The organism is Undibacterium sp. Ji22W, assembly GCF_049340305.1.
In the GTDB taxonomy this organism is placed as follows: Bacteria; Pseudomonadota; Gammaproteobacteria; order Burkholderiales; family Burkholderiaceae_D; genus Undibacterium.
The window spans coordinates 463,030-487,831 of the sequence record NZ_JBMPOU010000002.1 but is presented as its reverse complement, the minus strand read 5'-3'; the positions used below and the strand labels follow the sequence as shown (position 1 = coordinate 487,831).

The following is a 24,802-nucleotide window of genomic DNA, read 5'->3' as shown; positions in this document are numbered from 1 at the left end:
CACTGCTGTCAGTATAAAAAGAGAATCGCGATAAGGGGAACACTATGTTAAAAAATACTATGATCAAGTCACGCTTAATTTTCGTGATTGGTTTGCTGTCTTTGCTGATGATTTTGATCGGTGGCTTGGGCTTGTCTAGCTTGGCTGGTGTAAATGAATCATTGAGAACGGTATATGAAGACAGGCTAATCGCGGTCGGCCAACTTGATAGTGTCATTCGCGGCATCAATCGCAATCAGTTGGCTATTGCTTCTGCACTCACAGGTGACACGGCCAAGGTAGAAAGTGAGATGGCCGAGGTGGATAAAAATAAAGCGGAAATTACGAAGGTCTGGGACGAATATATGGCGACTTTTTTGACGCCAGATGAAAAGAGGATTGCGGCACGCTTTGCCGATGCCCGGAAGATTTTTGTCGAGCAAGGATTGAATAAAGCGCAAGCGGCAATACGTGCACAGAACATGCCTTTGGCCACTGAGCTATTGCACGGAAAAATGGAAGCCGCATATCAAGATATACGTGTTTCATTGACTGAATTAATTAGCCTGCAATTGAATGAAGGAAAGAAAGAATACACAGAATCGCAAGCCAACTACAACAAAGTCCGTATGTTTTCTATTGCGATGATTTTGCTGGGTTTGGCTGCAGGCGTCTCTGTGGGTGTATGGTTGGTACGTGGTATCTCCGGCCCGTTGACGTACGCTGTGGGCATTGCCCAAGGAATTGCTGCTGGCGATTTAACGCAAGCTATCGAGGTTGAATCGAGCAATGAAACCGGTCAATTATTAGAAGCGCTGAAAGACATGAATCGTAGCCTGGTGCAGACGGTATCAGAAGTGCGTATCAGTACTGATACCATCGCCACTGCATCCAGTGAAATTGCTGCGGGTAATTTGGATTTATCCTCACGCACTGAGGAGCAAGCTGCCAGTTTAGAAGAAACGGCATCGTCGATGGAAGAACTTACCAGCACAGTGAGACAGAACGCCGACAACGCAAAACAAGCCAATCAAATGGTGGTATCGGCGTCTGATTATGCTGTGAAAGGTGGGCGAGTCGTGGCACAAGTTGTCGATACTATGGGATCAATTAAGGAAAGCTCCCGTAAGATTGTCGACATCATCGGCGTGATTGATGGCATTGCGTTTCAAACCAATATTCTTGCCTTAAATGCTGCGGTAGAGGCAGCGCGCGCTGGTGAACAAGGGCGCGGTTTCGCGGTGGTCGCGTCGGAAGTGCGTAGCTTGGCTCAGCGTTCCGCAGCAGCCGCCAAAGAGATCAAAGAATTAATCGGTGATTCGGTGGAAAAAGTTGATGCTGGTGGACGTCTGGTCGATGAAACAGGCCAGACCATGGATCAAATCGTCACTGCGGTCAAACAGGTGGCCGATATCATGAGTGAAATCGCTGCTGCGAGTGCTGAGCAAAGTTCCGGCATTGAACAAGTGAATATCGCGATTACGCAAATGGACGAGGTAACCCAGCAAAATGCTGCCCTGGTTGAAGAAGCGGCGGCGGCTTCGGCAAGTATGCAAGATCAGGCAGCGAACTTGGCAGCGACTGTCGCAGTGTTTAAGTTGGCACATGGCGCGCAATCGGGTATGGTAGGAAGACCGCAACTGGCTCGAGAGCAAAGGAGTCCAGCGAAGGCTAAACCAGCTCAAAAAACCTTGACGCAGCAAACTTCATCTCGCATTGCCACTGAGCGCAATCAGGTAAGCCGTCAAGACAATGACTGGGAAGAGTTTTAACTGGCAGCCAACGTCATTCACTAACCAGAAACCAGGTGGCATGAGATTCGCCAACCTAGTCGCCTGTGATGAATACGCTGGGCCACTATAGGCAGCGTTAATTCATTAGAGAGATGAGCAGATGAGCAAAACAAAACTGGCTCCCAAAACGAGTTTATATCGATTTTTTTGGTTGGCGAATGGTTTGTTTGCAGTCGTCTTGGTGGTAATGCTCTTAGTCAGCTATCAGCAGCATTTTGAGGATGCGCGTGCGCAAGCCAATAATACTGCCGCAACACTCGAATCGAGTGTGACTGGCATTTTGAATCAGGTAGATTTATCCCTGGTATCGTTGGTGCATGCCTTAGAATCAAACCAAGGTAGTCAACACGAATTGACATCATCCATGGGAAGCTTGATCCAAGATTTATCTAAAAAAACGATCTCATTCAGCCGCTTAGGATATTCAAATGTCGATGGTAAGAGTGACACCTTAGCAGGCTATCCCAGTGGTTCATTGAACTACAACATTTCCGATCGTGACTATTTCCAACAATTAAAAGCAAATCCTGAGCTGGGTCTGTTACGCACCGATCCTGTCAAAGGTCGTGTTACAAACAAGGACGTCGTTATCTTTGCGCGTGCTTATCGTGATAAGCAAGGGAAATTTGCGGGCGTTGTGTTCGCCAGCATACAGCTAGAACATTTTTCTAAATTATTTGGGGGTGTTAATTTAGGCAGAAACGCCTCGATAGATTTGATCACTGCGAAGAGTTATTTGCGCCTCGCCCATTTCTCTACAGTCCAATATTCCGTACCTATTGGCGTGAAGATTGCGACACCGGATGTTATTGCAGAGCTTGACCAAGGGGGACCTGTCCGCAATTTTGTAGCGATCGCGAAAGTCGATGGTAAAAAGCGATTGTGGGCGGCGCGCCTATTACCTGATTGGCCGTATTGGCTGGGGGTAGGCATGAACACGGACGAGATACTTTTGGTTTGGTATCGCGAACTGATCTTGAGTGTGTCTATCATGGGTATCTTCGCCATATTGACTTGGACTGCCCTGCGTCAATTGAAATTAGGCTGGGATAGTAGAGAACGTGATTTATCGATTCTGCAAAATACCTTGGAGGCCACGGAGAATGGTATTTTAGTCACCAGTGAATTTGGCACCGCGATTCATAGTAACTTGCGGTTTTCGCAGATGTGGCAGATACCTCCAGAGATGATCGCATCGGGAGATGAAAAATTAATGCTCACTCACGTCGTTCAGCAATTGCAAGAGCCGCAGGTGTTTTTTCAGGGTGTTGAGGATATTTACAAAGCCCATGGAAATCAAGCAGCGGACATGATCTATTTTAAAGATGGACGTGTGTTTGAGCGCTCCGTCAGGTCAATGTTGATCAATGGAAAAACCAGTGGTCGAGTCTGGAGTTTCATGGATGTCAGCGAACGTAAGCATATCGAAGACTTACTAAATTTTGTTGCGCAACGCGCCTGGATTGCGCAGGGCATGGAATTTTTACCTGCTTTGGCAAATTACTTAGGACGCCTATTGAACGCGGACTACGTATTGATCGATAAATTAGGGACGGAACTTCATACTGCAGAAACAGTGGGCCTGTTTGCGCGAGGTACATTGCAACCGAATTTTTCCTATGATTTAAAAGGAACGCCTTGTGAACGCGTGGTTGGCAATGATCCCTGTATTTTTGCTAGCAATATTCAAGAACTATTTCCCGAAGATCATTTGCTAGTGGAAATGGAAGTGCAGAGTTATGTGGGCATTCCATTTTGGGATTCGCGTGGTGATCCTATCGGCATTATTGCGGTACTGAATAAACAGCCTATGCACAACGCGGAAAGAATTAAATCATTGCTGCAATTGGTGGCCGCGGCTGCGGGTGCCGAACTGGAACGTTTGCGTGAAGAAAAAAATCTGCGTCGCGAACGAGATCGTGCGCAAGGATATCTTGATACAGTCGAAGCAATGATCGTCGTATTAGATGTGAATGCCCGAATCTTGCAGGTGAATCGTAAAGGATGCCAGTTATTAGGGTGGGATGAATCGCAGATGCTAGGGCAACATTGGTTTGCGCTCTGCGTCCCCCCATCAAGCGAGCAGGCATTGGCAATGGCAAATTTCGCGCACATGATGGCCGGCGTTATCGATAATCCAGGCTACTACGAAAGCCAGATTTTGACGAATGGCGGGGAGCTGCGCGACATCGCCTGGCACGCTTCGTTGTTGCGCGATGAGCAGGGACAGATCATTGGGTCCTTGAGTGCAGGTGAAGATATTAGTGATCGTAAGCGCCGAGATGTCGAAATTGAAGGTTATCGTCATCGGCTTGAAGAGTTGGTAGAAGTGCGGACTAAGCAATTAGGTAAAGCAAAAGAAGAAGCAGAGGCTGCAAATCGCGCTAAGAGTGTTTTTTTAGCGAATATGAGTCATGAATTGCGTACCCCTTTGAACGCCATTTTAGGCTTTGCCCGTTTGCTCGAACGTGATCCCGGAATTTCGCTAGAGAATAAGCGTAATTTGGCGACAATCAATACTGCAGGCCAGCATTTATTAGTGTTGATAAACGATGTGTTAGAAATCTCAAGAATAGAAACTGGCTATTCGGATAGTAAATTAACGGTATTCGATCTGCGTGAGGTGTTGCGTGAAATTGGCGACATGATACGCCTTAAAGCAGCACAAAAAGGCTTGATGTTTGAAGAAAGCTTCGCGCTTTACTTACCTCGTTATGTGAAGGGCGATGAACAACATTTACGGCAAATTCTCTTGAATCTGCTGGGTAATGCCGTGAAGTATACCGATCAGGGCCAAATCACTATTCGAGTCAGAGTGGCCAATGATCAATTTTCATTTGAGGTGAGTGATACCGGGCCGGGAATTTCCAACGAAGATCAAGCCCGTCTATTTCAACCTTTTTATCAAACTGAAGTGGGTGTACATCAAGGTGAAGGGACGGGTTTGGGTTTGGTGATCAGTCGTGAATGTGCTCGCTTGATGAATGGTGAATTAACGGTGGTGAGTCATTTGGGGGCAGGTAGTTGTTTTAGCCTAAGCATTCCACTCATCGCCGTGTCGCCCCCAGTTTCCAGCGCCAATCTTCAACGACCACAGGTGATCACTTTAGCGAAAAATTCTCATCATCGTGCAGAGTCACTGCGCATTTTAGTCGTCGACGATAAGGAAGATAACCGCGAATTGGTGCGACAGATTTTGCGCTTATTGGGAGTCGACGCGCATGCGGTTGAGAATGGCTTGCAGGCGATTGATGAATTCGTCGATTGGCACCCACAATTGATCTGGATGGATATGCGCATGCCTGTGATGAATGGGTATGAAGCGACCAGACATATACGTCAATTGCCGGGCGGCGAGGATGTCAAAATTGTTGCCATGACTGCGAGCGCATTTGATGAAGATCGGGATGCGATTTTGGCTGCCGGATGCGATCAATTACTCAGAAAACCAGTTGATCAGGATGCGATGTTTGAGATCATGGGCGAATTGCTGGGCTTGCGTTATGAATATGCTGAAGCCTCGGTGGTGCAGATTCCTGAGGCTATACTCGATCTTTCAGGCTTGCCTCTCCAACTGCTCGCCCAACTGCGACTCGCCTCGGAACAACTTGATCTTGAATCAGCACGGGATTTGATAGGACTCATTCGTCAACAGCATAGTGAGAAAATTGCCGATAGTTTGATGATGATTGTGCAGGAATACCGATTTGATCGGTTGGTCAACTTGTGCGAACAAGTGACACGGAGTGGATAATGAATGCGCAGGGCAGTATTGTTTTCGTCGATGACAACCCACCTAATCTGCAATTGCTCAGCCATATTTTGGAATAAGCAGGATCGAGAGTACGCACCGCGTCAACTGCGACGATCGCTTTGCGTTTGATAGCGAGTCTGCCGGCTGATGTGATATTGCTGGATGTCTGTATGCCAGATATCGATGATTTTGTAGCTTGTCGTCCACTGAATAAAAATCCACATTGCGTCGGTCTGCCGGTCACTTTTGTCAGTGCACTCAATCACCTCGAGATAGGGTGACCGCATTTTGAGTCGGGCGCGCAGATGATATTCTGAAACCATTTCATCCCCACGAAATTTTGGCCCGCGTTAAAGAGCCTATCGAGCAGTCGTAATCGCAATACCAATTGAGCACTTTAATAGAGCAGCGTGATTGTGCCTTGCACAGGTGCGAGGCACAATATGGCACCTTGTAGAACCACAATCCTATGGCCATCATGATTTATGATGCGTGCTCGTGGAAGTTTGTTGGCGTTAGTTCTGCTTACGCGACAGCGACAGCAATTCCAGCCTGCAGGAGAAGGCGCTGACATTGGTTTTACGAGGTGCGCAAGCGGCTGTGCTGCGTAGTTTGTGGGAACAACTTATCGAACAGAGTGTCGATCACAATCTGCTGCAAGTGTTGGCGTCTGATGTCGCGGAAAGGCGTTTCACTATGCACTTGCAAGCTCGTTATCAAAAGGCACGAGAACTGAGTTAGACACATCGGTGAAGGCGCTCGACTTTCCCTATTGCCAAGTTTGGATGTTAACTTGGAAAATCAATTAAGTTCGTTCATTAAGCATGAGTACCGTCAATCCGAAAATCACCTGATGTGCCTGCACAAGCTTTGCATTGGACGATCAATCGGCAGACATCAATCGACATACAGGATAAATATGTTTGTCCGGTATGAAACATGCCTCGCTAAGACTTACTTGAGGTTCTATACGTCTGTAAGTGAATACTAGTTTCTGTATTTTGTATTGCCTTAATCAAACGAATTCTTTCTAACACCGATGAGAGCTCAGATAAATTAGTTGCACGCAAACTCGCCAGTAAATCCCAGCGACCATTTGTGTCATGAATTTCTTCTATGCCGGGCTCACCCAACAACGCCGCGATGACTGCGCGCGTTTCATTACCCTCTACTGCAATACTGATCCAGGCGTGAATGTCGTTTTGTTGCGCGTCGGGGCGTAAACGCACGGTGTAGCCGACGATAATGCCATCGTCTTCAAGCTTGGTGATGCGATTGGTAATGGTGCCACGCGAAACTTTGAGTTTATGTGCCAGGGTGGCAATACTCATGCGGGCATCTGTGCGTAATAAGCTGATTAGTTGTTGATCTAAGGCATCCATTTTGTGCATTCCGATAATTTATGCTGTCATTTTGTCAGAAATTTGTTGAATTTGGTACATTTTTGCTGATTCTGTTTAACATCGACATCCCGTAAGATACTCCCATCAAGACTTTTTTAAGAACTTACGCAAAGTTGTTGCAGCGAGATTTACCCATCGATTGCTATTTGTATTCGGGTAAAAGTGCTTAGTTTTTCTCGGCTGGTTGTAGAAATTTTACGCAAGTTCTCATTCTCAGACCCCGTGGTTAGATCCTGCGGTCAGATTAATAATTATGGAGACTATTATGAGTACCAATCATTCAACAACACATTCAGCAAACCAATCCGAACACACACAAACCATCACGCCACGACGCGCTGTCACACAATACTTAAGCGCTGAACGGGTGGCTGAAATCATCAATAAGCGCGGTATCGGCGCCTGCATTACCGGTGTTGCGTCTTACATTAATCAAGATTTTTTACGCTGGAACTCTTTTGATAAATGCGCTCGTGTCGCGAATCACTCAGATGTAGGTGTGATTGAATTGATGCCTATCGCAGACGAAAAATCCTATGCTTTCAAGTATGTTAATGGCCATCCAAGCAATTACCGCTTCAATTTGCCAACAGTCATGGCATTCGGTGTATTAGCGGATGTAGAAACTGGCGTGCCAGAATTAGTAAGTGAATTGACCTTAACTACCGCTATTCGTACTGCCGCCATGTCGGCAGTCGCAGCACGCGCCTTGGCCCGTGACAATTGCAAAACTATGGCGATCATTGGCAACGGTGCGCAAAGTGATTTCCAAGCTTTAGCCTTCCATCATTTACTCGGAGTCGAAACCTTCCATTTGTTTGATATAGATAGCGCAGCAACCGACAAATTGGAAGTCAATTTGCATAAGATGGGTTTGCAAACTAAACGTTTCAACAGCACTAAAGAAGCAGTTAAAGGTGTCGACATCATCACGACTGTGACCGCTGACAAGACCAATGCGACGATTATCACACCAGACATGATAGAGCCTGGCATGCATATTAACGGCGTGGGCGGGGATTGCCCAGGTAAGACTGAGCTACATGCAGATGTGTTGCGTATGGGGCCAGTTTTCTGTGAATTTGAACCACAATCCCGAATTGAAGGCGACATGCAACAAATGCCAGCCGATTTTCCGGTAACCGAATTGTGGACCGTCTTGTCTGGCAAAGTCGTTGGCCGCAGCAGTGCCGATCAAGTGACTATTTTTGACTCGGTTGGTTTTGCTTTAGAAGATTATTCTGCCTTGCGTTTTATGCGCGATGTGGCGATAGAGTTGGGTATGAGCGAGACTTTATCGCTGATCCCCGCAATGGAAAATCCTAAGAATTTGTTCGGATTTATTGGCGACAATGCTATTCCAAACGTGGCACCCGCAGTTGCTACACGGGCGACACCAGCTTATGTAGGCTAAAATTGCCTGCATAATAGAAATAAATTTTTGCTAATGAAAAACCCGAAAGGTAAATCTTTCGGGTTTTTTTTCGATGTAACTGCGAGAAATCGAAAAAAAATTCGAAAAATCTTTAAAAAACTTTGTATTTGTAAGTATTTGTGTCAACCGGATCAAAGCATGCCGCGTTTTTTCTCCTAACAGTAGCTTTGTCACACATGAAACGACAAAGACAAATAGGGGAGTTATAAAAATGATTTACGAAATTTTAGTCCGCCCGTCATACAATAAATTGATGACATCCGATCATTTGATCTGGATTGATAGCAATATGCCTACACGTTTCTTTGAACAATGGTTGCGTGACCATGCATTGTTAGATGGCTCAGGACGCTCTCCTATTGTACGTTGGGGCATAGTACAAACACAACGTCCAGCACATTTTCAATTGGCGACACAGGAAGGTGAATTAACTGACCGTATCGCTGAGTTAATGAGCGGCGCGACACATTTGAACGAATTGCCGATGTCCGCACGTGATTCGGTGCAAGCGAAAGCGCCTGTATTCTTAGCAGCATAAATATTGTCAAGATTTAGCTGCAATGCGGATCGGAACTTAAGCCGCGCAAGCTAAAAAACAGCTGATAAGAAGCTCCGTCAATGTGAAGACGGGGCTTTTTTATTGCCGTCGCAAAGCGTTTAGTCGATCTGATTTGGCAGAGTACAAGGCAAAGTCTTTTTGTGTTGTGCTGTTCGCTTTGGCTACATCTAGTTCTCGTTGCGCTGCTTCAAATTCACCGAGCCGTAGGTGTGCCAATCCGAGCCAGAAATGAAACTCGTGATAATCAGGTGCACGTTGCAGTTCTTTGTGAAATAACATTTTTGCTTGTTGAAATTCATTCTTTTCCATAGCCTTCACACCCATATTGAAAAAATGAAATGGTGGATAGGGCTGCTTACTCAGCAATTGTTCTTTTAAATAGCTGGCCTCCGTAGTGCGCCCCAAGCTTTCTAGAGTCTGTACCATATTCGAGGCCGCCACTAAGCTGTCTGGGTCTAAGCGTAGTGCTATGTCCAATACCCGGTAGGCATCCTGATATTGCTTGTGACGCATATAAATGACACCTAGGGTGTTGTAGGCATAAGAAAATTGTGGATCGGCCGCGATGGCATCTTTGATCCACCAATAGGCTTCATCGGTTTGATTGCGCACCAGCGATTCCGCGGCGCGATTATTCATGTACATAGCAATAATAGTATTTTCTTCTATGTCTATCGTATGTTGGCTGGCGGTATCTTGTGGCGGTAAAAAATCGATGGTCATTTGGTAATTTTGATCGAGATGATTTTTCTCATCAAATCGTTTCTTCCCCAGCACAATATTTACATGCCCACTAGCGAAATAAAGCTCACCGCTGCGGCTCCAATCTTCTTTCACTAATACCTTTTGATACTGCACCGACAAGCCCATTTCTTTCGCCAACGCAGCCGTCATGATGACCAATGACAGGCAATTGCCGGAACGTGCAGCGAAGGCTTCGCTGGCGGTTCGGGTGTATGAAGAGTCGTATTCGAGACGTAGCTGTGCTTTGTTATATAGGGCGTTAAATAATGCTCGTTGATGGCTGGTTGAACGAAGTTGGCTGACGATCTCTTTTTCGATGAATGCTTTCATCGCGCTGTCTGCGGTGAAAATGCTGTTCTCGTGGCGTGACTTTGGGGTGGTAGCAAACAGGTCGTCACGGAAAAAATCTTGCCGAATGGTTTGAACAACGGGACGCGATACGCAAGCGCTCAATGCTATGACACAAATAAACAACATGAGTCCCGTGCATAGCATAGGCGGTAGGCGGGAAAATCGATATGTATGCATGGTAGCGTGCCCTTCTCAATTCCAGTTTTAGCTTCGAACTCCGGTTGCAGTTTGTAGCCTCAATCAAGTCTCAACTGCAGGATAGTTTCAATTGTTCACACATGCAAATTGGTATGGCGAACAGCGTATGTCATGTCCGAGTCATATTCCCCATTTACATTGCTGCACTTTAGCTGAGTTTAATTCGTCAGTGTTTCAATTCGAGTGTTTAGGGGAAAAAGATGCAAAATAAAACGATGGCCAGTTTGACTATATTAGCAACGGTAGTCGCTGTCGCTGCCTGTGGCGGGAATGACAGGGTTGATCAAACAGTGGTTCCAACGCCTGTTTCAGCCGTATTTTTGGATGCGGCAGTCGAGGGTTTGGAATTTTCTGCGAACGGCGCCGCAAAGCAAAGTACCAACGCAAGCGGTGGTTTGACTTGTTTCAATGGTGAGTCTATAGCGTTTAGTATCGGTGGAATCAATTTAGGTTCGGGGCCATGCAATACTATCTTTACGCCTTTAACTCTAGCTGGCAGCGATAAACTCAGAGATGATAAAGTCGTGAATCGTCTGTTAGCACTGCAACTACTTGATGCTGATAATGATCCTTCCAATGGTATTCAAATCACATCAGCAGTCAAAACAGCCTTAGTGTCACAGAGCTTGGATTTTGCATTGGCGCCAGCAGCCTTTAATACAGCCATGAGTGGCGTGTTGGCGAAGTTGCCTGCTAACTATCAGAGCCGTACTGTTGATAACGATAGACGTATTTTGGTGGGTGAACATTTTGAAGATACATTGGCCTCAAAATTGAATACGCCCTCTGTCGAAGCGATTACACAAACCAATACATTAGGCAGCGTCAATGCCAGTATTACGCGTTATCAAATTCAAGCAGCAGATAATTTTTATGTCACATACGAAGGAAATGTTGCCGCAATTAAGGCCGATTTTCCGAAAGGTTTCTTGCCCTCTTACGGCTCTGGTTTGACATTCAAAGGTAAGGCAAGCGATGGCAGTTTGGAATTCTATGGAATAACTGATCGTGGTCCTAACGGCGATGGTCCTAAAGTGCCAAATGCCATGATTACGGCGGGAGTAACAGGCACCAGCGATGGCAAATTTTTTCCAGCATCAAGTTTCACGCCATCAATAGGCGTCATTTCTGTTGGTAAAACCGGTGCAGTGTTGAAGTCTAGTATGCCAATTAAATTCTCAGCGACGATCAATGCTTCTGGTCTCCCTATAGCGGCGGGCAAAGTTGGCTCCTCTGGCGAAGTTCCTTTAACCGATGCCGCGAAGTACGACGCAAGTAGTAAAACCATATTTAGTGATTACGGTTTAGATACAGAATCTATCGTACTTGATAGTGCTCGCAATGCATTGTGGGTGTCGGATGAATATGGACCTTTTATACTGAAGATTGATATCAATAGCGGCATCATTTTGAAAAAATATCAGCCGGGGAGCGCCGCTACTGATTTACCTGCAGTGTTATTAAAGCGCCGTGCTAATCGTGGAATGGAAGGCTTGAGTCTGGAAATCGCGAGCGGTAAATTGCACGGTTTTATACAAAGTCCTTTGGACGACGGCAAAGCAAGTTACCTTGTGCCCGGTGCAAGTGCTGCCAGCAATGAAAGCATCAAAGATTATGCCAAATTTAATCGCTGGGTAGAATTTGATCCGACCACAGAAACGACGAAATTGTATGCTTATCCATTAGATGCCAGTATGTATTCAAGTGGCAAAACAGGCGGTGCCAAGTTAGGTGATTTGGTGTCACTGGGTAATGGAAAATTTATCGTCATTGAACAAGGTGCAGGTGTTGACGGTAAAGTGTTCAATCGTCTGATGCTGGTACAGATACCTAATAACGCAACGGACATTGCGGCTCTTGGAACCGATCTGGAAAAAAGTAGTATGACAGGTGCAGCCGTGAACGCGGCAAATTATGCCAACGTTATTACGCTCAAGAAAACACTGTTGTTCGACTTGAATGCAGCAGGCTGGCTGGCAGAAAAAGCCGAAGGTTTGGCGTTGGTAGATGAGAATACCCTGGCTTTGGTGAACGATGATGATTTCGGTTTGAAAACCATCGTACAAACTGCTGCTGGTGTGAATGTTGACGGTGCCGATATCACCAAATGTACAGTGGATATAACAGGTGCTTTGACCACAACTAGCTCAGCGACTGGCTGCACCGCGGGCAACACGACGCGCATCAGTCGCGGTGCGGATAGTGAGCGACCAAATCGTTTATGGTTGATTAAGTTCAGTAAGAAGTTGAATGAATTTATCGTCCCATGATTGATCGTTAAATTTCAAAAAAGCCGCTTTTTAAGCGGCTTTTTTGTTAGCTTACGCAGTGCCTTTTTAGCTTTCTTGCTATCATCACCTAGACGAAATAGGCTGATGAATCAATCAAAAGACCGGTTTCATCTTTCATGCTGTGTGTCGCAGCATTTCAAACGCGGAACATTTTATTGCTGAATTTTCTGATGCAGTCGTTTATGCCGGATCGACGACCACAGCGATGCCGCAATAAAGGTAACGCCGATTAAGCCGGTAAAAATTTCAGGGATATGAAATTTGATACTAGCAAACATAATTAAAGCCAAAATACCGATCGCATAATGCGCACCATGCTCCAAAAATACATATTCTTCTAGAGTACCCTTGCGTACCAGATAGACCGTCATCGAGCGCACAAACAGTGCACCAATCGCCAATCCCAACATAATGATAACGACATCACTCGTGATCGCAAATGCGCCTATCACACCATCAAATGAGAACGATGCATCGAGCACTTCTAAGTACAAAAAACCACCAATCCCGCCGCTTTTAACCATCGCACCGAGATCGATGTCAGTAGCTTCTTCTTTCTCTAACAAGGCACTGATAAAGTCAACACCGACATAGACGATGATGCCCCATACGCCAGACAACAGCACGGCAAATTGTTGTACTTCCTCGACCAAACTAACACTCGTTACAACGACGCCCAGCGCGAGTAATACGGGAATTGAGCCGATGCGTCCAAAGCTGGCGATCTTTGCTTCCATATTGCCCAGCCAATGGGTTTCCTTTTCATCGTCAAGTAAAAAATTTAAGAAGACCAATAGCAAAAATACGCCGCCAAACGCGGCAACTTCTGCGTGATGATTGATCAAGTGAGTAGAAAATTCCTTAGGGTCATTGAGCGCCATATTCCATACTTCTGGCATCTCTAAATCGGCAGCGAAGGCGACGATCACCAAGGGGAAGACGAGGCGCATACCGAACACCGCGATGATGATACCTACACTTAAGAATAAGCCTTGCCAAAAAGCATTCCAGCTTTTTAAGACGGAAGCATTCACGACCGCATTATCAAACGATAGAGAAATTTCCAGTACGGCCAGAATAAGGGCGATTCCTAAAGCGCTGACAGCAGCGCCTACGCCACCACGAATAAAACCCCAATAGCCAGCGGCGGCTAAGCAAATTAATGAGATGAAAATAGAAAGTCGAAAATGCTGCATGCGTGTTCAGTCTAAAGTGTTGCCGCAATAAGCTCGCAATCAGATTGCTAAGAAATTGCGGAAAATTGAACTGTGAGAGTGCCACACAACACGCTAGCGGCGCAAGCGATAATCGCAAGAGCTATGCGGATTCCATCAATACTACTTCACGCACAAGTTGCTTCAGTTCTGGTACGCAGGAGCCGCAATTGGTGCCACAGCCCAGAGCTTGCTGCAAATGACACATTCTTTGCTTTTCATCGCCAGCATGCAGCGACAGATTTTGTTTTATTTGTTGTGCTTTGATATTGAAACACGTACATACCACTTGATTGTCTTTGCTATTTTGCGGCGCGCTGCCAACAACAGGTTTCGATTGCGCTAGTAATGCAGGCGTAATCGGCAACACCTCTTCATCCAGCAACAATTGCTTGAGCCAGTTCTCAGCTGCAATATCTCCCGCTAATGCAAAACCAGCAATGCGTTTTTGTGGCGATAGATCAGGATCATTTTCTATCAGTAGTTGGCGCACGGTGCCGCGTTTCGCATCGCCATATTGCAAGACTAGCTCACCGTGCAGACCGAGTAAGCGACTAATTGTGGATGTAATGTCTGCCGTCACGGCAACGGTATTGGCAGCACGAAATAGCAAGCCTTGACGTTCGCGCCCAAACAAAACGCAACTTGCGTAGGCGAACTGCGAATAATACTGACGCAGTGTTTTCTGCAACTCCAGGATGCGTTCAGGGGCGACCCACACACAAGCGACAAATTGCCAGGCGAATTCTATCTTTGTGATTTTGACCGCACTATGTTTGAGTTCCGGTTGCTTTGAAATAGGATCGACCGCGGGATTACATAGGCTATTCACGCCGAATAGCGTTTGATTTTCTTGGTCCTGTTTGCGCTGTGTTCCAGAGACGAATTCTTCGCCCCAATGCATCGCGATAAACGTTTGCCCAGCCTTGAGTTGATCACTCGCTTTAGCAATCATAACTTGCGTGCCACGTTGATTGCTGACTTCGACAAAATCACCATCTTGTATGAAGCGACGTTGCATGTCTTGTGGCGCCATTTCTATACAAGGTTCTGGGGCATGCGCATAGAGTTGCGCGACCAGCCCGGTACGGCTCATGCCATGCCATTGATCGCGCAGGCGACCGGTATTTAGCGCAAAGGGATGACGTGGTGTTATTTTTTCCGCCGTCGCCACATAATTGCAATTGATAAAACGCGCTTTGCCAGTCGCGGTGGCGAACTGATGATCTTGATACAGTCGCTTTTCTCCTGTGCTGGCGCCCGCCGGAAACGGCCATTGTTGCGGTCCAAGTTCTTCCAATAATGGATAAGATAAACCGGTGATATCGAGATCACGTCCCGCTGTACTATCACGGTGTTCATTCCAAATCGTTTCAGGGCTGGTGTAAGAAAAATCGGGTTTTGCTTTATTTAATTTTCGCCCTAGAATTTGTGCAAACTGCGTCGCGATGTGCCAGTCGTGACGGGCTTCTCCGATGGCTGGCAGCGCTGCGCGAACTCGCGAGATTCTGCGTTCAGAATTGGTGACGGTGCCGGATTTTTCTGACCAAGTCGACGCGGGTAAAAGTATATCTGCATACGCGACCGTTGCCGTGTTGTGATAAGCCTCTTGCACGATCACGAGTTCAGCTTTTTCTAAAGCTTCCCGAATCAGATTTTGATCCGGCATGGATTGCGCGGGATTGGTACAGACTATCCAAATGATTTTGATTTCACCAGTACGTAATGCCTCAAATAATTCTACGGCAGTCTTGCCGCGTTGTTCTGGTACGGTAGGGATATCCCATAGCCCAGCAACTTCAGCGCGATGTGTGGGATTACTTAAGTCACGATGCGCTGAAAGCAGATTCGCCATACCGCCGACTTCGCGTCCACCCATCGCATTCGGTTGTCCGGTTAAAGAAAAAGGTCCAGCGCCGGGTTTGCCGATTTGTCCTGTCGCCAGATGCAAATTAATCAGAGCGCTATTTTTCGCCGTACCTGCACTTGATTGATTTAGTCCCTGACAATACAGTGAAAGTGCGGCTTTACTTTGCCCAAACCAACGTGCAGCTTGGATCAAGTCTTTCTCGGCGATACCGCAGATCTGTGCTGTAAAGGCCGGCGTGAAATCACGCACCGTTTGTTTGAGTTCGGCGAAGCCTTCGGTATGCGCAGCGATAAATTGCGTGTCGATCAAATCTTCCCATAAACACAAATGCAGCATGCCATGAAACAGGGCGACGTCGGTGCCGGGTAAAATTGCTAAATGCAAATCAGCATCACGTGCGGTATCGGTGCGACGTGGATCAACGACGATGACTTTGAGATCAGGATTTTCCTCACGTGCCTGTTCTATGCGGCGATAAAGAATAGGATGCGCATACGCTGTATTCGAGCCAGCGATGAAAATTAGATCCGCCAGTTCTATATCTTCATAATTGCATGGCGGCGCATCGGCACCTAGACTTTGCTTATAGCCCGCGACCGCGCTTGACATGCAGAGTCGCGAATTGCTGTCGATGTTATTCGTTCCAATCAAACCTTTTGCCAGCTTATTGAAGACGTAATAATCCTCGGTGAGTAATTGGCCGGAGATATAGAAGCCGACGCTATCCGCGCCATGCGTTTGTATGCAGGTCGCGAATTTGTCTGCCATCGTTTCTAGGCAGCTATCCCAATTAACGCGTTGCCTGTTTTGATCACGCGTTGTGCGCATCTCTGGATACAAGGCACGCACCTGTTGTTGCAGTAGCGGCTGTGCAGTCAAATGCAAACTACTTCCTTTGCTGCACAGCTTGCCGAAATTGGCGGGATGTGTAGGATCGCCGCGTACACCGGTGACCTGTACCCCATCGAATGCAATGATGACCCCGCAACCAACGCCGCAATAACAACAGGTAGATTTCGTTTCGTGCATAGTTTCCAACCTTGATTTCTGACTTTGAGTGAACTTAAGATTCGATCGCTAAAGTCAGCAATTCGTGACTACACAAATACACTTGATCGGCTTCAACCTTGACATTGAATTTCTGGGTGCAGCCTTCGTCAGGTGAAACTGCACAACCGGTCGGTAGTTCGATGTTCCAGTTATGCAAAGGGCAGGCGACTTTTTCGCCGAAGACGATGCCTTGAGACAAGGGGCCACCTTTGTGTGGGCACTTATCCAAGAGCGCGAAAATTTTATCTTCCGTACTTCTGAAGATTGCGACATCAGTTTTCGCCTGCCGTTTGACGACGCGCGCACCGAGGACTGGAATGTCGTCTACACGACAGATGATTTGCCATTCTTGGGACATGGTTTTTCCTTTGTTTGTTTTAGATTCCCTTCTCCCGCAAGCGGGAGAAGGGTTAGGGATGAGGGCAGTTGGGGTGCTACAAGCAAAATCACGATTCATATAAGAAGTTTGTGAGCATGCTTTGATTGATGTCTCAACTTTGCTGAACCACCCTCACCCCAACCTTCTCCCGCGTGCGGGAGAGGGGACATATTATCAATTCAACTCAACCAATCCGCTCAAACTGCCGCGTATCCACTTGCGCCTTCTCTGGCTCGTGCCAAGGATCAACCTCGCCTTCAAGTGAGAATAACAAGCGCTGATACAGTTCTTCGCGTCGTGCGGCATTTTCTAGAATCTGCTGTTTCACATAGTCGAGACCCACACGGGCAATGTAGTGCACGGTACGTTCCAAGTACCAGCCTTCTTCGCGATACAGCTGTAAGAAAGCGCCTGTATATTCCATCACTTCTTGGTGAGTTTTTAGCTTGACTAGGAATTGCGCGACTTCAGTTTTGATGCCGCCATTGCCGCCTACATACACTTCCCAGCCGGAATCAACACCAATCACGCCCACGTCTTTGATGCCAGCTTCGGCGCAATTACGTGGACAACCAGATACCGCCAGTTTGACTTTGTGGGGAGCATACATGCGTGCTAATTCGCGCTCTAATTGCTGCCCCATTAAGGTGGAATTTTGGGTGCCGAAGCGACACCATTCGCTACCGACGCAAGTCTTCACCGTGCGTAAACCTTTGGCGTAGGCAAGGCCGGATGGCATGCCGAGATCTTGCCAGACTGCGCGTAGGTCTTCTTTCTTCACACCGAGTAAATCGATACGTTGGCCACCCGTGACCTTGACAGTTGGGATATTGAATTTGTCGACCACGTCGGCAATTCGGCGCAATTCTGAGGCGTTGGTTTCTCCGCCCCACATACGTGGAATCACAGAGTAAGTACCATCTTTTTGGATATTCGCGTGGGAGCGTTCGTTGATGTAACGTGATTGCGGATCATCTACCGCTTCTTTCGGCCACGTCGAAATCAGGTAATAATTCAAAGCCGGGCGGCAACTCGCGCAACCATTTGGCGTGCGCCAATCCATAAATTGTTGAACCGCAGCCACAGTCAATAGATGATTGACTTTGATCGCTTCACGTACTGCATGATGTGAGTGATCGGTGCATGAGCACATCGCTTTCGCTTTGGGTGTCGCTGAATAATCGCCACCTGCCGTGAACATGATGATCTGCTCAACTAAGCCCGTACAGGAACCGCAGGATGCTGATGCCTTGGTATGTTTGCGCACATCCTCTAAGGTGAACAAACCTTTTTCTTTAATTGCTTTGACGATAGTGCCTTTGCACACGCCATTGCAACCGCAGACTTCGGCGGTGTCTGGCATCGCCGCAGCTTTGGTATGGCCTTCGTGCCCGACGTCACCCGTATTCGATTCGCCAAACATGAGTGAATCACGTATCTCGGCAATGTTTTTTCCTTCGCGCAGCAATTTGAAATACCAACTGCCATCGACCGTGTCGCCATACAAGCAGGCACCGATGAGCTTGTCATCTTTTAGTACTAATTTTTTGTAGACACCACCGATAGGATCGGACAAGATGATTTCTTCGGTGTCTTTTCCGCCAGAGAAGTCACCCGCAGAAAATAAGTCGATGCCGGTCACTTTGAGTTTGGTGGAGGTGACCGAACCTTGATAACGACCGATACCAAAATTCGCCAAATGGTTTGCGCATACTTTGGCCATTTCGAATAAAGGTGCGACCAAACCATACACCGTGCCTCGGTGATTGACACATTCTCCGACCGCATAAATACGCGGGTCGTAAGTTTGCATGGTGTCATTCACGATCAAGCCACGATTACAGTACAGTCCTGCCGATTCTGCTAAAGCGGTATTTGGACGAATGCCGACTGCCATCACCACGAGTTGGGTAGGAATTTCTAGGCCATCCGAAAAACGGATGGCTTTCACACGGCCGTTTTCATCGCCGAGTAGGGCTTCGGTATTTTTTTCGAGAAGAAAATTTAAGCCACGATCTTCTAAGGATTTTTGCAGCATCTTGCCAGCGGTGAGATCAAGCTGCCTGTCCATCAACCACGCGGGTAAATGCACGACCGAAACGTTCATACCGCGCATCTTTAAACCGTTAGCCGCTTCTAAACCGAGCAAGCCACCACCAATGACGACGGCATGCGTATGTTCTTCTGCCGCTGCGATCATGGCGTTGGTGTCGTGGATGTCACGATAGGCGATCACACCTTGTAGATCTTTGCCCGGTACTGGCAACATGAATGGTGTAGAGCCGGTGGCGATCAGCAATCTATCGTATTCTGTTTCCGTTCCATCTTCGGCGATCACCACACGTTTATAGCGATCAATTTTGACGATTTTTTTGCCCAAATGCAGGGTGATATTATTCTCGCTATACCAGTCAACATCATTGAGCATAATGTCTTTGATGGTTTGTTCGCCCGCTAAAACGGGTGACAATAAAATGCGATTGTAATTGGCGTAAGGCTCAGCACCAAAGACCGTGATGTCGTACAAATCTGGCGCAATCTTCAGCAATTCTTCGAGGGTGCGCACGCCTGCCATTCCATTGCCGACCATGACGAGTTTGAGTTTTTTCATAGCATTTTCTCTTAGTGATTCGGGGTCTTGTGTGAACGGATCAAGCGACTTCTTTGCTCGGATGCGAATGGCGGTGATATAGAAATTCCAGCACCGCGCTGCGATATTTGGCGTATTGCGCGTCGTTCGCCAGAGCGACCCGTTCGCGTGGCCGCGCTAATTCTACGGACAAGACTTCGCCTATGGTGGCGGCAGGGCCATTGGTCAACATCACGATCTTGTCAGACAACAGCACGGCTTCATCCACATCATGCGTCACCATCACGACGGTCGATTGCGTTTTGGCGACGATCTTGAGTAGCTCATCTTGCAAGTGAGCGCGGGTCAATGCATCGAGTGCACCGAAAGGTTCATCCATCAGTAAGACTTTCGGTTCGATCGCCAAAGCACGGGCGATGCCGACGCGCTGTTTCATACCGCCCGAGATTTCGTGCGGCCGTTTTTTATCTGCCGCGGTCAAACCTACTAATGCTAAGGCGTTGCGGGTACGATTGATGAGTTCACTTTTACCCTCGGTCGCTGCAAATACACGCTCTACCGCCAGATAGACGTTTTCAAAACATGTCAGCCAAGGTAACAGCGAATGATTTTGAAACACGACGCCACGCTCCGGTGAAGGTCCGGCGATTTCGCGATTTGCGCACAACAGTGCACCGGAAGTTGCCGTCGTTAAACCGGCAATCAGATTGAGCAATGTCGATTTACCGCATCCTGAGTGGCCAATCAGGGTGATGAATTCCCCTTTTGAAACGCGCAAATTGATATCGCGTAATGCATGGAAGCTGCCTTTCTTGGTATCGAAACGCATTTCTACATTTTGGATTTCTATGTATTTTTTATCGTTTGCGTCCATGGTATTTAGCTTATCCATGTTCATGCCCCTGTTTCTTCATAAGTGACAGCACGCGCCATTGTGACTAGTGCTAGTTCTAATAACAGACCGACTAAACCAATTACCACGATCGCGATAATGATGTGTGGTACGTTCAAGTTATTCCATTCATCCCACACCCAGAAGCCAATGCCGACGCCGCCCGTTAGCATCTCTGCTGCCACGATCACCAACCACGCCGTACCAATTGCCAGACGCACGCCTGTCAACATATAAGGCAGTACGCTGGGTAATAAAATGCGCGTCAAAATTTTCCACTCAGACAAATTTAGAACGCGTGCTACGTTCATATAATCTTGCGGTACGCGCTGCACACCTATCGCGGTATTGATTACCATCGGCCAGATCGAACAGATAAAAATCGACCAGATCGCTGCTGGATGTGCAGCTTTGAAAACTAACAAGCCGATCGGTAACCAGGCCAACGGCGAGACTGGCTTGAGCAAGCTAATAATGGGGTTAAACATGCCCGCCATAAAGCTGAAGCGACCTATCATGAAGCCTAGTGGAATGCCTACTACGGCTGCCAAACCAAATCCAACCGCTACCCGTTTTAAGGACGCATAAATATTCCAACCTATACCCTGATCATTCGGTCCATTTTGGTAGAAGGGATCAGAAAATAATTTGATCGCTTCTAGCAAGGTGACCCAAGGTGAAGGCAGTGCCGAATTTTTTTCAGCAATGATTGCCCACAGTAAGACCAGTATCGCCAAGCCCAAAAACTGTGGCAGGAGCTTGAAGGCGATGGCTTTGAGTTTGATAGAGAATGCTGAAGGCTTAGCCATCGTGACTTCTTTCTTTGGTACTGGCACGGTCGCTGATGCTGATGCCGAAGCTGCTGTTTTGCTAGCCTCATTGTTGTTTGCATTGGCATTCGCGACTGGCTCAGCGGAATAGCTTGAGAGCAACGTAGTCATCTCAGCACCTTAGGCTTTGATCTTAAAAGCTGCCGCATAGGCCGCAGGATTTTGACCATCCCACACCGTGCCATCAATTAGCTTGCTCTTACGCATGGCGTCTTTCGGCACACTGACTTTTGCCATGGCTGCGCCGTCTTTGTAAATATCGATACGATTGACCGCCTTTGCCACGCCCAGATAGTCTGGATCGGCTTTCAATAGACCCCAACGCTTTTGCTGGGTTAAGAACCACATGCCGTCTGACAGGTAAGGGAAATTCACCGCGCCATCATTGAAGAACTTCATGTAGTAAGGATCGTCCCACGTCTTGCCTAAACCATTTTGATAGCGACCCATGATGCGTTGATTAATCACATCGACGGAAGTGTTGACATAGGATTTTTCGGCGATGATTTCTGCCATTTTTTGTTTATTCATCAGCGAGGCATCAATCCAGCGACTTGCATCGAGAATCGCGGCGATAAGTGCACGAGCGGTGTTCGGATATTTTTGTGAGAACTCTGCGGTGCAGCCCAAGACTTTTTCAGGATGATCACGCCAGATATCTTGGGTGGTAGCGGCAGTGATACCTATGCCATCGGCAACGGCTCGATGATTCCAAGGCTCACCGACGCAGTAGCCATCCATATTATCGACGCGCATATTCGCCACCATTTGCGGTGGCGGCACTGTGATGACTTTGGCATCTTTCATTGGATTGATGCCGTGTGCTGCCAGCCAGTAGTACAACCACATGGCGTGCGTGCCAGTAGGGAAGGTCTGCGCGAACGTGTATTCACGCTTTTCACGCGCCATCAGCTTTGCCAGCCCCGCGCCATCAACGGCGCCTTTGTCGGCAAGTTTTTTCGAAAGCGTAATCGCTTGCCCATTATTATTCAGTGTCATCAGGATATTCATATCCTTCTTAGGGCCGCCGATACCGAGTTGCACGCCATAGACCAAACCGTACAAGACATGTGCTGCATCAAGTTCGCCATTGACTAATTTATCGCGTACGCTGGCCCACGACGATTCTTTGCTAGGCACAATTTTGATACCGTATTTTTTATCAAAGCCCATCACCGCCGCGATCACGACAGATGCACAATCGGTCAATGGGATGAAACCGATTTTGACTTCTTCTTTTTCTGGTTTATCGGAACCGGCCGCCCATGCTGAGCTAGCAGCACCAACTGTACTTAGGCCTAACATGCTGCTTGCGCCAAGACCGACCACGCTGCTGGCACTTTGTATGAATTCGCGGCGCGTTTGATTTTTGGCTGTGAATCCGGCCTTGAGTTCGCTAGAAGAATTTTCATTGAGAGCACCTGTTTTATTGGTTTTGAGGATGGACTTATCTTGCTTATGCATGGTCAGACTCCAGCGTGAGGGTTTTCAAATTACATAGTCAAAACGAAAAAAAGCGTCTTACTACCACGCTCATATGAGCAGGTAGGAAGACGCCTTTGTCTTGAGAAATTTGCCGCCGTTAGCAAAATTTCTGGGTGTACCAACGTTGGTACTTGAATTTGTTATTGCAAGTAGCGTGCCAACTGGTTCTATGCTGACGTTAACCTATCGCAGGGGTATTTGTGGATTTTTTAATAAAGCTTTGCACCGCTTTGGATGCCAACTTGGTGCGTTGCACCAAACCGTGGCACGGATTAGCCTAGCAAATCGGCCACATCCAAAATTCTTTGCGCCAGCTCGACCAACTTCAGATTTTTTTCCATCGCTTGCTTACGCAGGCGTTGATAGGCTTCATTTTCGCTGAGCTGATGGCGTGCCATTAATAAGCCTTTAGCGCGCTCTATGGTCTTGCGTTCAGCCAGCTTATTTTTGGTATCATGCAGCTCAGTGCGTAATTTCTGGTCAGCTTGAAATCGGGCAACTGCCACTTCCAGCACCGGTTTTACACGTTCTACTTGCAGACCTGCTACCACATAGGCTGATACACCCACGGCCATTGCCGATGCCAGTTGTGAAGGATTATCCTCTTCCGTAAACAAGACGATAGGGCGCGGTGCATCTCGACTAACTAGCACTAATTCTTCCAGCACATCGCGCGCATCAGATTCGGCATCGATGATGATCATGTCGGGTTGCAGCTGGGTTAAACGATCCACTAAGTACATATCGCCGGGGATGGAGGCGATGATGTTATAGCCAGCTTGCAGTAAGCCGATGCGCAAATTGCGAGAACGTTCCAGCTGCCGTTGCAGAGTCAGGTTATCGGGATCACTTTGATCCGTGGAATGGGTGACGGTATTGATTACGACAATTTTCAGGCTAGTGGCATGCAGCTCAGACAAAATCAAACTCCGGGGTAGACCAGCTTGTGTATTTCAACGAATTCGATGAAGCAAGAATGAGATTTTTTAATGACTCTCAGAAACTGGTATGCAATATTCGCGCCATCCACTGCGCTGTACAACAGTTCTGAATTTGCCGTAGAAAAATATCGAAACTAATCGGGCTTAGCCTCAACATCGCAGCGCAATCAATAAGTTTGTCTTTAAGTATTCCTATTAAAAAGTATCGCTTGCAGGTCCTTACGAGGGCAACCGGTAAGACTTTGAAATGAATTTTCAATAATAACTTCACTTTTAAGCAAGATTCGATTCCTGCATTTCGACGCAAACAAATTGCATCGGAATTGCGAGTCTGGATTCATCCATTTAATAGTGAAGATAGTGAAATGAGGTTGACATGATATGGAATAGAAAAACGTTAGCAGGACTATTCGTCGTTGCGACAAGTTTGATGAGCGGCGCTGCCAGTGCTCAAGGCTATGTCGGAGTCGCAGTCGGTAGTACTAAGTGGAGTTCGGTGTGCTGGGGCGAAAATCGATGCAGCTCTGGTACCACGACGAAATTGACTGCAGGGTATACATTGGATAAAAATTTTGCCATAGAAGGAAGTATTTACTCTTTGGGAAATTACTCTAACCAGCTCACCGCCTCCAATTTTTCGCAATCTGTGAAAGGTAAAGGCAATGGTGTCTCATTCGCGGGTGTGTTTAATTATGAATTCAGTCAAGATTTTTCGGGCTTCGCCAAACTGGGTATCGCATCCATGCATCGGGACGTCGCGTGGAATACCGCTAGTGCCAGTTCAACACCCGTCATAGCCAGTGAAGTACGTAATTCTACCCAAGCTGTTCTCGGTTTAGGTGTGAAATACAAACTGAATGATCGCGTATCTCTGACGTTGGAACTGGAGCAGTACCGCTCTCGCTATAACCTCAACAAACCTGAAGTACGCACAGTGACCACAGGTGTTCAATTCGCGTTTTAAATAAAGGTAAATAGAGTTCGGATACGAAATCGGTATGAAAAGTAGTCATACCGATTTCGTCTATTTTTTGCCGCCTATTC

16 protein-coding genes and 1 pseudogene are annotated in these 24,802 nt (G+C 47.2%); 7 read left to right on the top strand and 10 right to left on the bottom strand.

Features of this window, described 5'->3' with window-relative positions:
• The first annotated feature begins 44 nt into the window (after window positions 1-44).
• The 3 genes and pseudogenes from ACO0KW_RS08965 to ACO0KW_RS08955 all read left to right on the top strand — a co-directional run.
• Window positions 45-1,751: a methyl-accepting chemotaxis protein gene (locus tag ACO0KW_RS08965; RefSeq protein WP_423052738.1), complete on the top strand. Its 1,707-nt coding sequence runs from the start codon at window positions 45-47 to the stop codon at window positions 1,749-1,751.
• Window positions 1,752-1,872: 121 nt separating this feature from the next.
• Window positions 1,873-5,526 (top strand): ATP-binding protein, encoded by a 3,654-nt coding sequence (locus ACO0KW_RS08960; RefSeq protein WP_423052737.1) that lies wholly within the window; start codon window positions 1,873-1,875, stop codon window positions 5,524-5,526.
• 92 nt (window positions 5,527-5,618) lie between these two features.
• Window positions 5,619-5,807, top strand: a pseudogene (locus ACO0KW_RS08955) (hypothetical protein); the annotation flags it as partial.
• Between the two features lie 666 nt (window positions 5,808-6,473).
• Here the strand turns inward: ACO0KW_RS08955 and ACO0KW_RS08950 are convergent.
• The gene (locus ACO0KW_RS08950; protein WP_423052736.1) at window positions 6,474-6,908 is read right to left on the bottom strand and encodes an Lrp/AsnC family transcriptional regulator; all 435 of its coding nucleotides are present in this window, start codon (window positions 6,906-6,908) and stop codon (window positions 6,474-6,476) included.
• Window positions 6,909-7,194: 286 nt separating this feature from the next.
• Between ACO0KW_RS08950 and ACO0KW_RS08945 the strand changes: the two genes are divergently transcribed.
• Together ACO0KW_RS08945 and ACO0KW_RS08940 are read left to right on the top strand one after the other, a co-directional pair.
• Window positions 7,195-8,343 (top strand): ornithine cyclodeaminase, encoded by a 1,149-nt coding sequence (locus ACO0KW_RS08945; RefSeq protein ID WP_423052735.1) that lies wholly within the window; start codon window positions 7,195-7,197, stop codon window positions 8,341-8,343.
• 232 nt (window positions 8,344-8,575) lie between these two features.
• Complete coding sequence (locus ACO0KW_RS08940; RefSeq protein WP_423052734.1) at window positions 8,576-8,902, top strand: hypothetical protein; 327 nt, start codon at window positions 8,576-8,578, stop codon at window positions 8,900-8,902.
• A gap of 99 nt (window positions 8,903-9,001) precedes the next feature.
• Here ACO0KW_RS08940 and ACO0KW_RS08935 read toward each other — a convergent pair whose 3' ends face one another.
• A complete protein-coding gene (locus tag ACO0KW_RS08935) occupies window positions 9,002-9,997 on the bottom strand; it encodes a tetratricopeptide repeat protein (RefSeq protein ID WP_423052733.1) in 996 nt (331 codons plus the stop codon).
• A gap of 419 nt (window positions 9,998-10,416) precedes the next feature.
• Here ACO0KW_RS08935 and ACO0KW_RS08930 point away from each other — a divergent pair, with 419 nt between their 5' ends.
• Window positions 10,417-12,486, top strand: a complete 2,070-nt coding sequence (locus tag ACO0KW_RS08930) for an esterase-like activity of phytase family protein (protein WP_423052732.1) — start codon at window positions 10,417-10,419, stop codon at window positions 12,484-12,486.
• A gap of 173 nt (window positions 12,487-12,659) precedes the next feature.
• On the opposite strand, the gene ACO0KW_RS08925 is transcribed toward ACO0KW_RS08930, so the two are convergent.
• The 8 genes from ACO0KW_RS08925 to ACO0KW_RS08890 all read right to left on the bottom strand — a co-directional run bounded on the left by ACO0KW_RS08925 (window position 12,660) and on the right by ACO0KW_RS08890 (window position 23,737).
• Window positions 12,660-13,703, bottom strand: a complete 1,044-nt coding sequence (locus ACO0KW_RS08925; protein ID WP_423052731.1) for a DUF475 domain-containing protein — start codon at window positions 13,701-13,703, stop codon at window positions 12,660-12,662.
• A 121-nt stretch (window positions 13,704-13,824) separates the two neighbouring features.
• Window positions 13,825-16,620 (bottom strand): molybdopterin-dependent oxidoreductase, encoded by a 2,796-nt coding sequence (locus tag ACO0KW_RS08920; RefSeq protein ID WP_423052730.1) that lies wholly within the window; start codon window positions 16,618-16,620, stop codon window positions 13,825-13,827.
• A gap of 34 nt (window positions 16,621-16,654) precedes the next feature.
• Complete coding sequence (gene nirD, locus ACO0KW_RS08915; protein WP_423052729.1) at window positions 16,655-16,999, bottom strand: nitrite reductase small subunit NirD; 345 nt, start codon at window positions 16,997-16,999, stop codon at window positions 16,655-16,657.
• A gap of 205 nt (window positions 17,000-17,204) precedes the next feature.
• Window positions 17,205-19,631: a nitrite reductase large subunit NirB gene (nirB, locus tag ACO0KW_RS08910; protein WP_423052728.1), complete on the bottom strand. Its 2,427-nt coding sequence runs from the start codon at window positions 19,629-19,631 to the stop codon at window positions 17,205-17,207.
• A 40-nt stretch (window positions 19,632-19,671) separates the two neighbouring features.
• On the bottom strand, window positions 19,672-20,484 hold the full coding sequence (locus ACO0KW_RS08905; RefSeq protein WP_423053452.1) for an ABC transporter ATP-binding protein: 813 nt from the start codon (window positions 20,482-20,484) through the stop codon (window positions 19,672-19,674).
• 20 nt (window positions 20,485-20,504) lie between these two features.
• Window positions 20,505-21,311: a nitrate ABC transporter permease gene (ntrB, locus tag ACO0KW_RS08900; protein WP_423053451.1), complete on the bottom strand. Its 807-nt coding sequence runs from the start codon at window positions 21,309-21,311 to the stop codon at window positions 20,505-20,507.
• A gap of 141 nt (window positions 21,312-21,452) precedes the next feature.
• Entirely contained in the window at window positions 21,453-22,637 is a 1,185-nt protein-coding gene (locus ACO0KW_RS08895) for a CmpA/NrtA family ABC transporter substrate-binding protein (protein WP_423053450.1), read from the bottom strand.
• A gap of 452 nt (window positions 22,638-23,089) precedes the next feature.
• Window positions 23,090-23,737 (bottom strand): ANTAR domain-containing response regulator, encoded by a 648-nt coding sequence (locus tag ACO0KW_RS08890; protein WP_423052727.1) that lies wholly within the window; start codon window positions 23,735-23,737, stop codon window positions 23,090-23,092.
• A 397-nt stretch (window positions 23,738-24,134) separates the two neighbouring features.
• Between ACO0KW_RS08890 and ACO0KW_RS08885 the strand changes: the two genes are divergently transcribed.
• Window positions 24,135-24,722: an outer membrane beta-barrel protein gene (locus ACO0KW_RS08885; RefSeq protein WP_423052726.1), complete on the top strand. Its 588-nt coding sequence runs from the start codon at window positions 24,135-24,137 to the stop codon at window positions 24,720-24,722.
• The last annotated feature ends 80 nt before the right edge of the window (window positions 24,723-24,802 follow it).

Bases quoted from the DNA above. Each gene is read 5' to 3' on its own strand.
- ACO0KW_RS08925 (WP_423052731.1), bottom strand. From the start codon at position 13,703: ATGCAGCATTTTCGACTTTCTATTTTCATCTCATTAATTTGCTTAGCC.
- ACO0KW_RS08885 (WP_423052726.1), top strand. From the start codon at position 24,135: ATGATATGGAATAGAAAAACGTTAGCAGGACTATTCGTCGTTGCGACA.
- ACO0KW_RS08965 (WP_423052738.1), top strand. From the start codon at position 45: ATGTTAAAAAATACTATGATCAAGTCACGCTTAATTTTCGTGATTGGT.
- ACO0KW_RS08945 (WP_423052735.1), top strand. From the start codon at position 7,195: ATGAGTACCAATCATTCAACAACACATTCAGCAAACCAATCCGAACAC.
- nirB (WP_423052728.1), bottom strand. From the start codon at position 19,631: ATGAAAAAACTCAAACTCGTCATGGTCGGCAATGGAATGGCAGGCGTG.
- ACO0KW_RS08935 (WP_423052733.1), bottom strand. From the start codon at position 9,997: ATGAAAGCATTCATCGAAAAAGAGATCGTCAGCCAACTTCGTTCAACC.
- ACO0KW_RS08950 (WP_423052736.1), bottom strand. From the start codon at position 6,908: ATGGATGCCTTAGATCAACAACTAATCAGCTTATTACGCACAGATGCC.
- ACO0KW_RS08905 (WP_423053452.1), bottom strand. From the start codon at position 20,484: ATGGACGCAAACGATAAAAAATACATAGAAATCCAAAATGTAGAAATG.
- ACO0KW_RS08930 (WP_423052732.1), top strand. From the start codon at position 10,417: ATGCAAAATAAAACGATGGCCAGTTTGACTATATTAGCAACGGTAGTC.
- nirD (WP_423052729.1), bottom strand. From the start codon at position 16,999: ATGTCCCAAGAATGGCAAATCATCTGTCGTGTAGACGACATTCCAGTC.
- ntrB (WP_423053451.1), bottom strand. From the start codon at position 21,311: ATGGCTAAGCCTTCAGCATTCTCTATCAAACTCAAAGCCATCGCCTTC.
- ACO0KW_RS08895 (WP_423053450.1), bottom strand. From the start codon at position 22,637: ATGTTAGGCCTAAGTACAGTTGGTGCTGCTAGCTCAGCATGGGCGGCC.
- ACO0KW_RS08940 (WP_423052734.1), top strand. From the start codon at position 8,576: ATGATTTACGAAATTTTAGTCCGCCCGTCATACAATAAATTGATGACA.
- ACO0KW_RS08920 (WP_423052730.1), bottom strand. From the start codon at position 16,620: ATGCACGAAACGAAATCTACCTGTTGTTATTGCGGCGTTGGTTGCGGG.
- ACO0KW_RS08960 (WP_423052737.1), top strand. From the start codon at position 1,873: ATGAGCAAAACAAAACTGGCTCCCAAAACGAGTTTATATCGATTTTTT.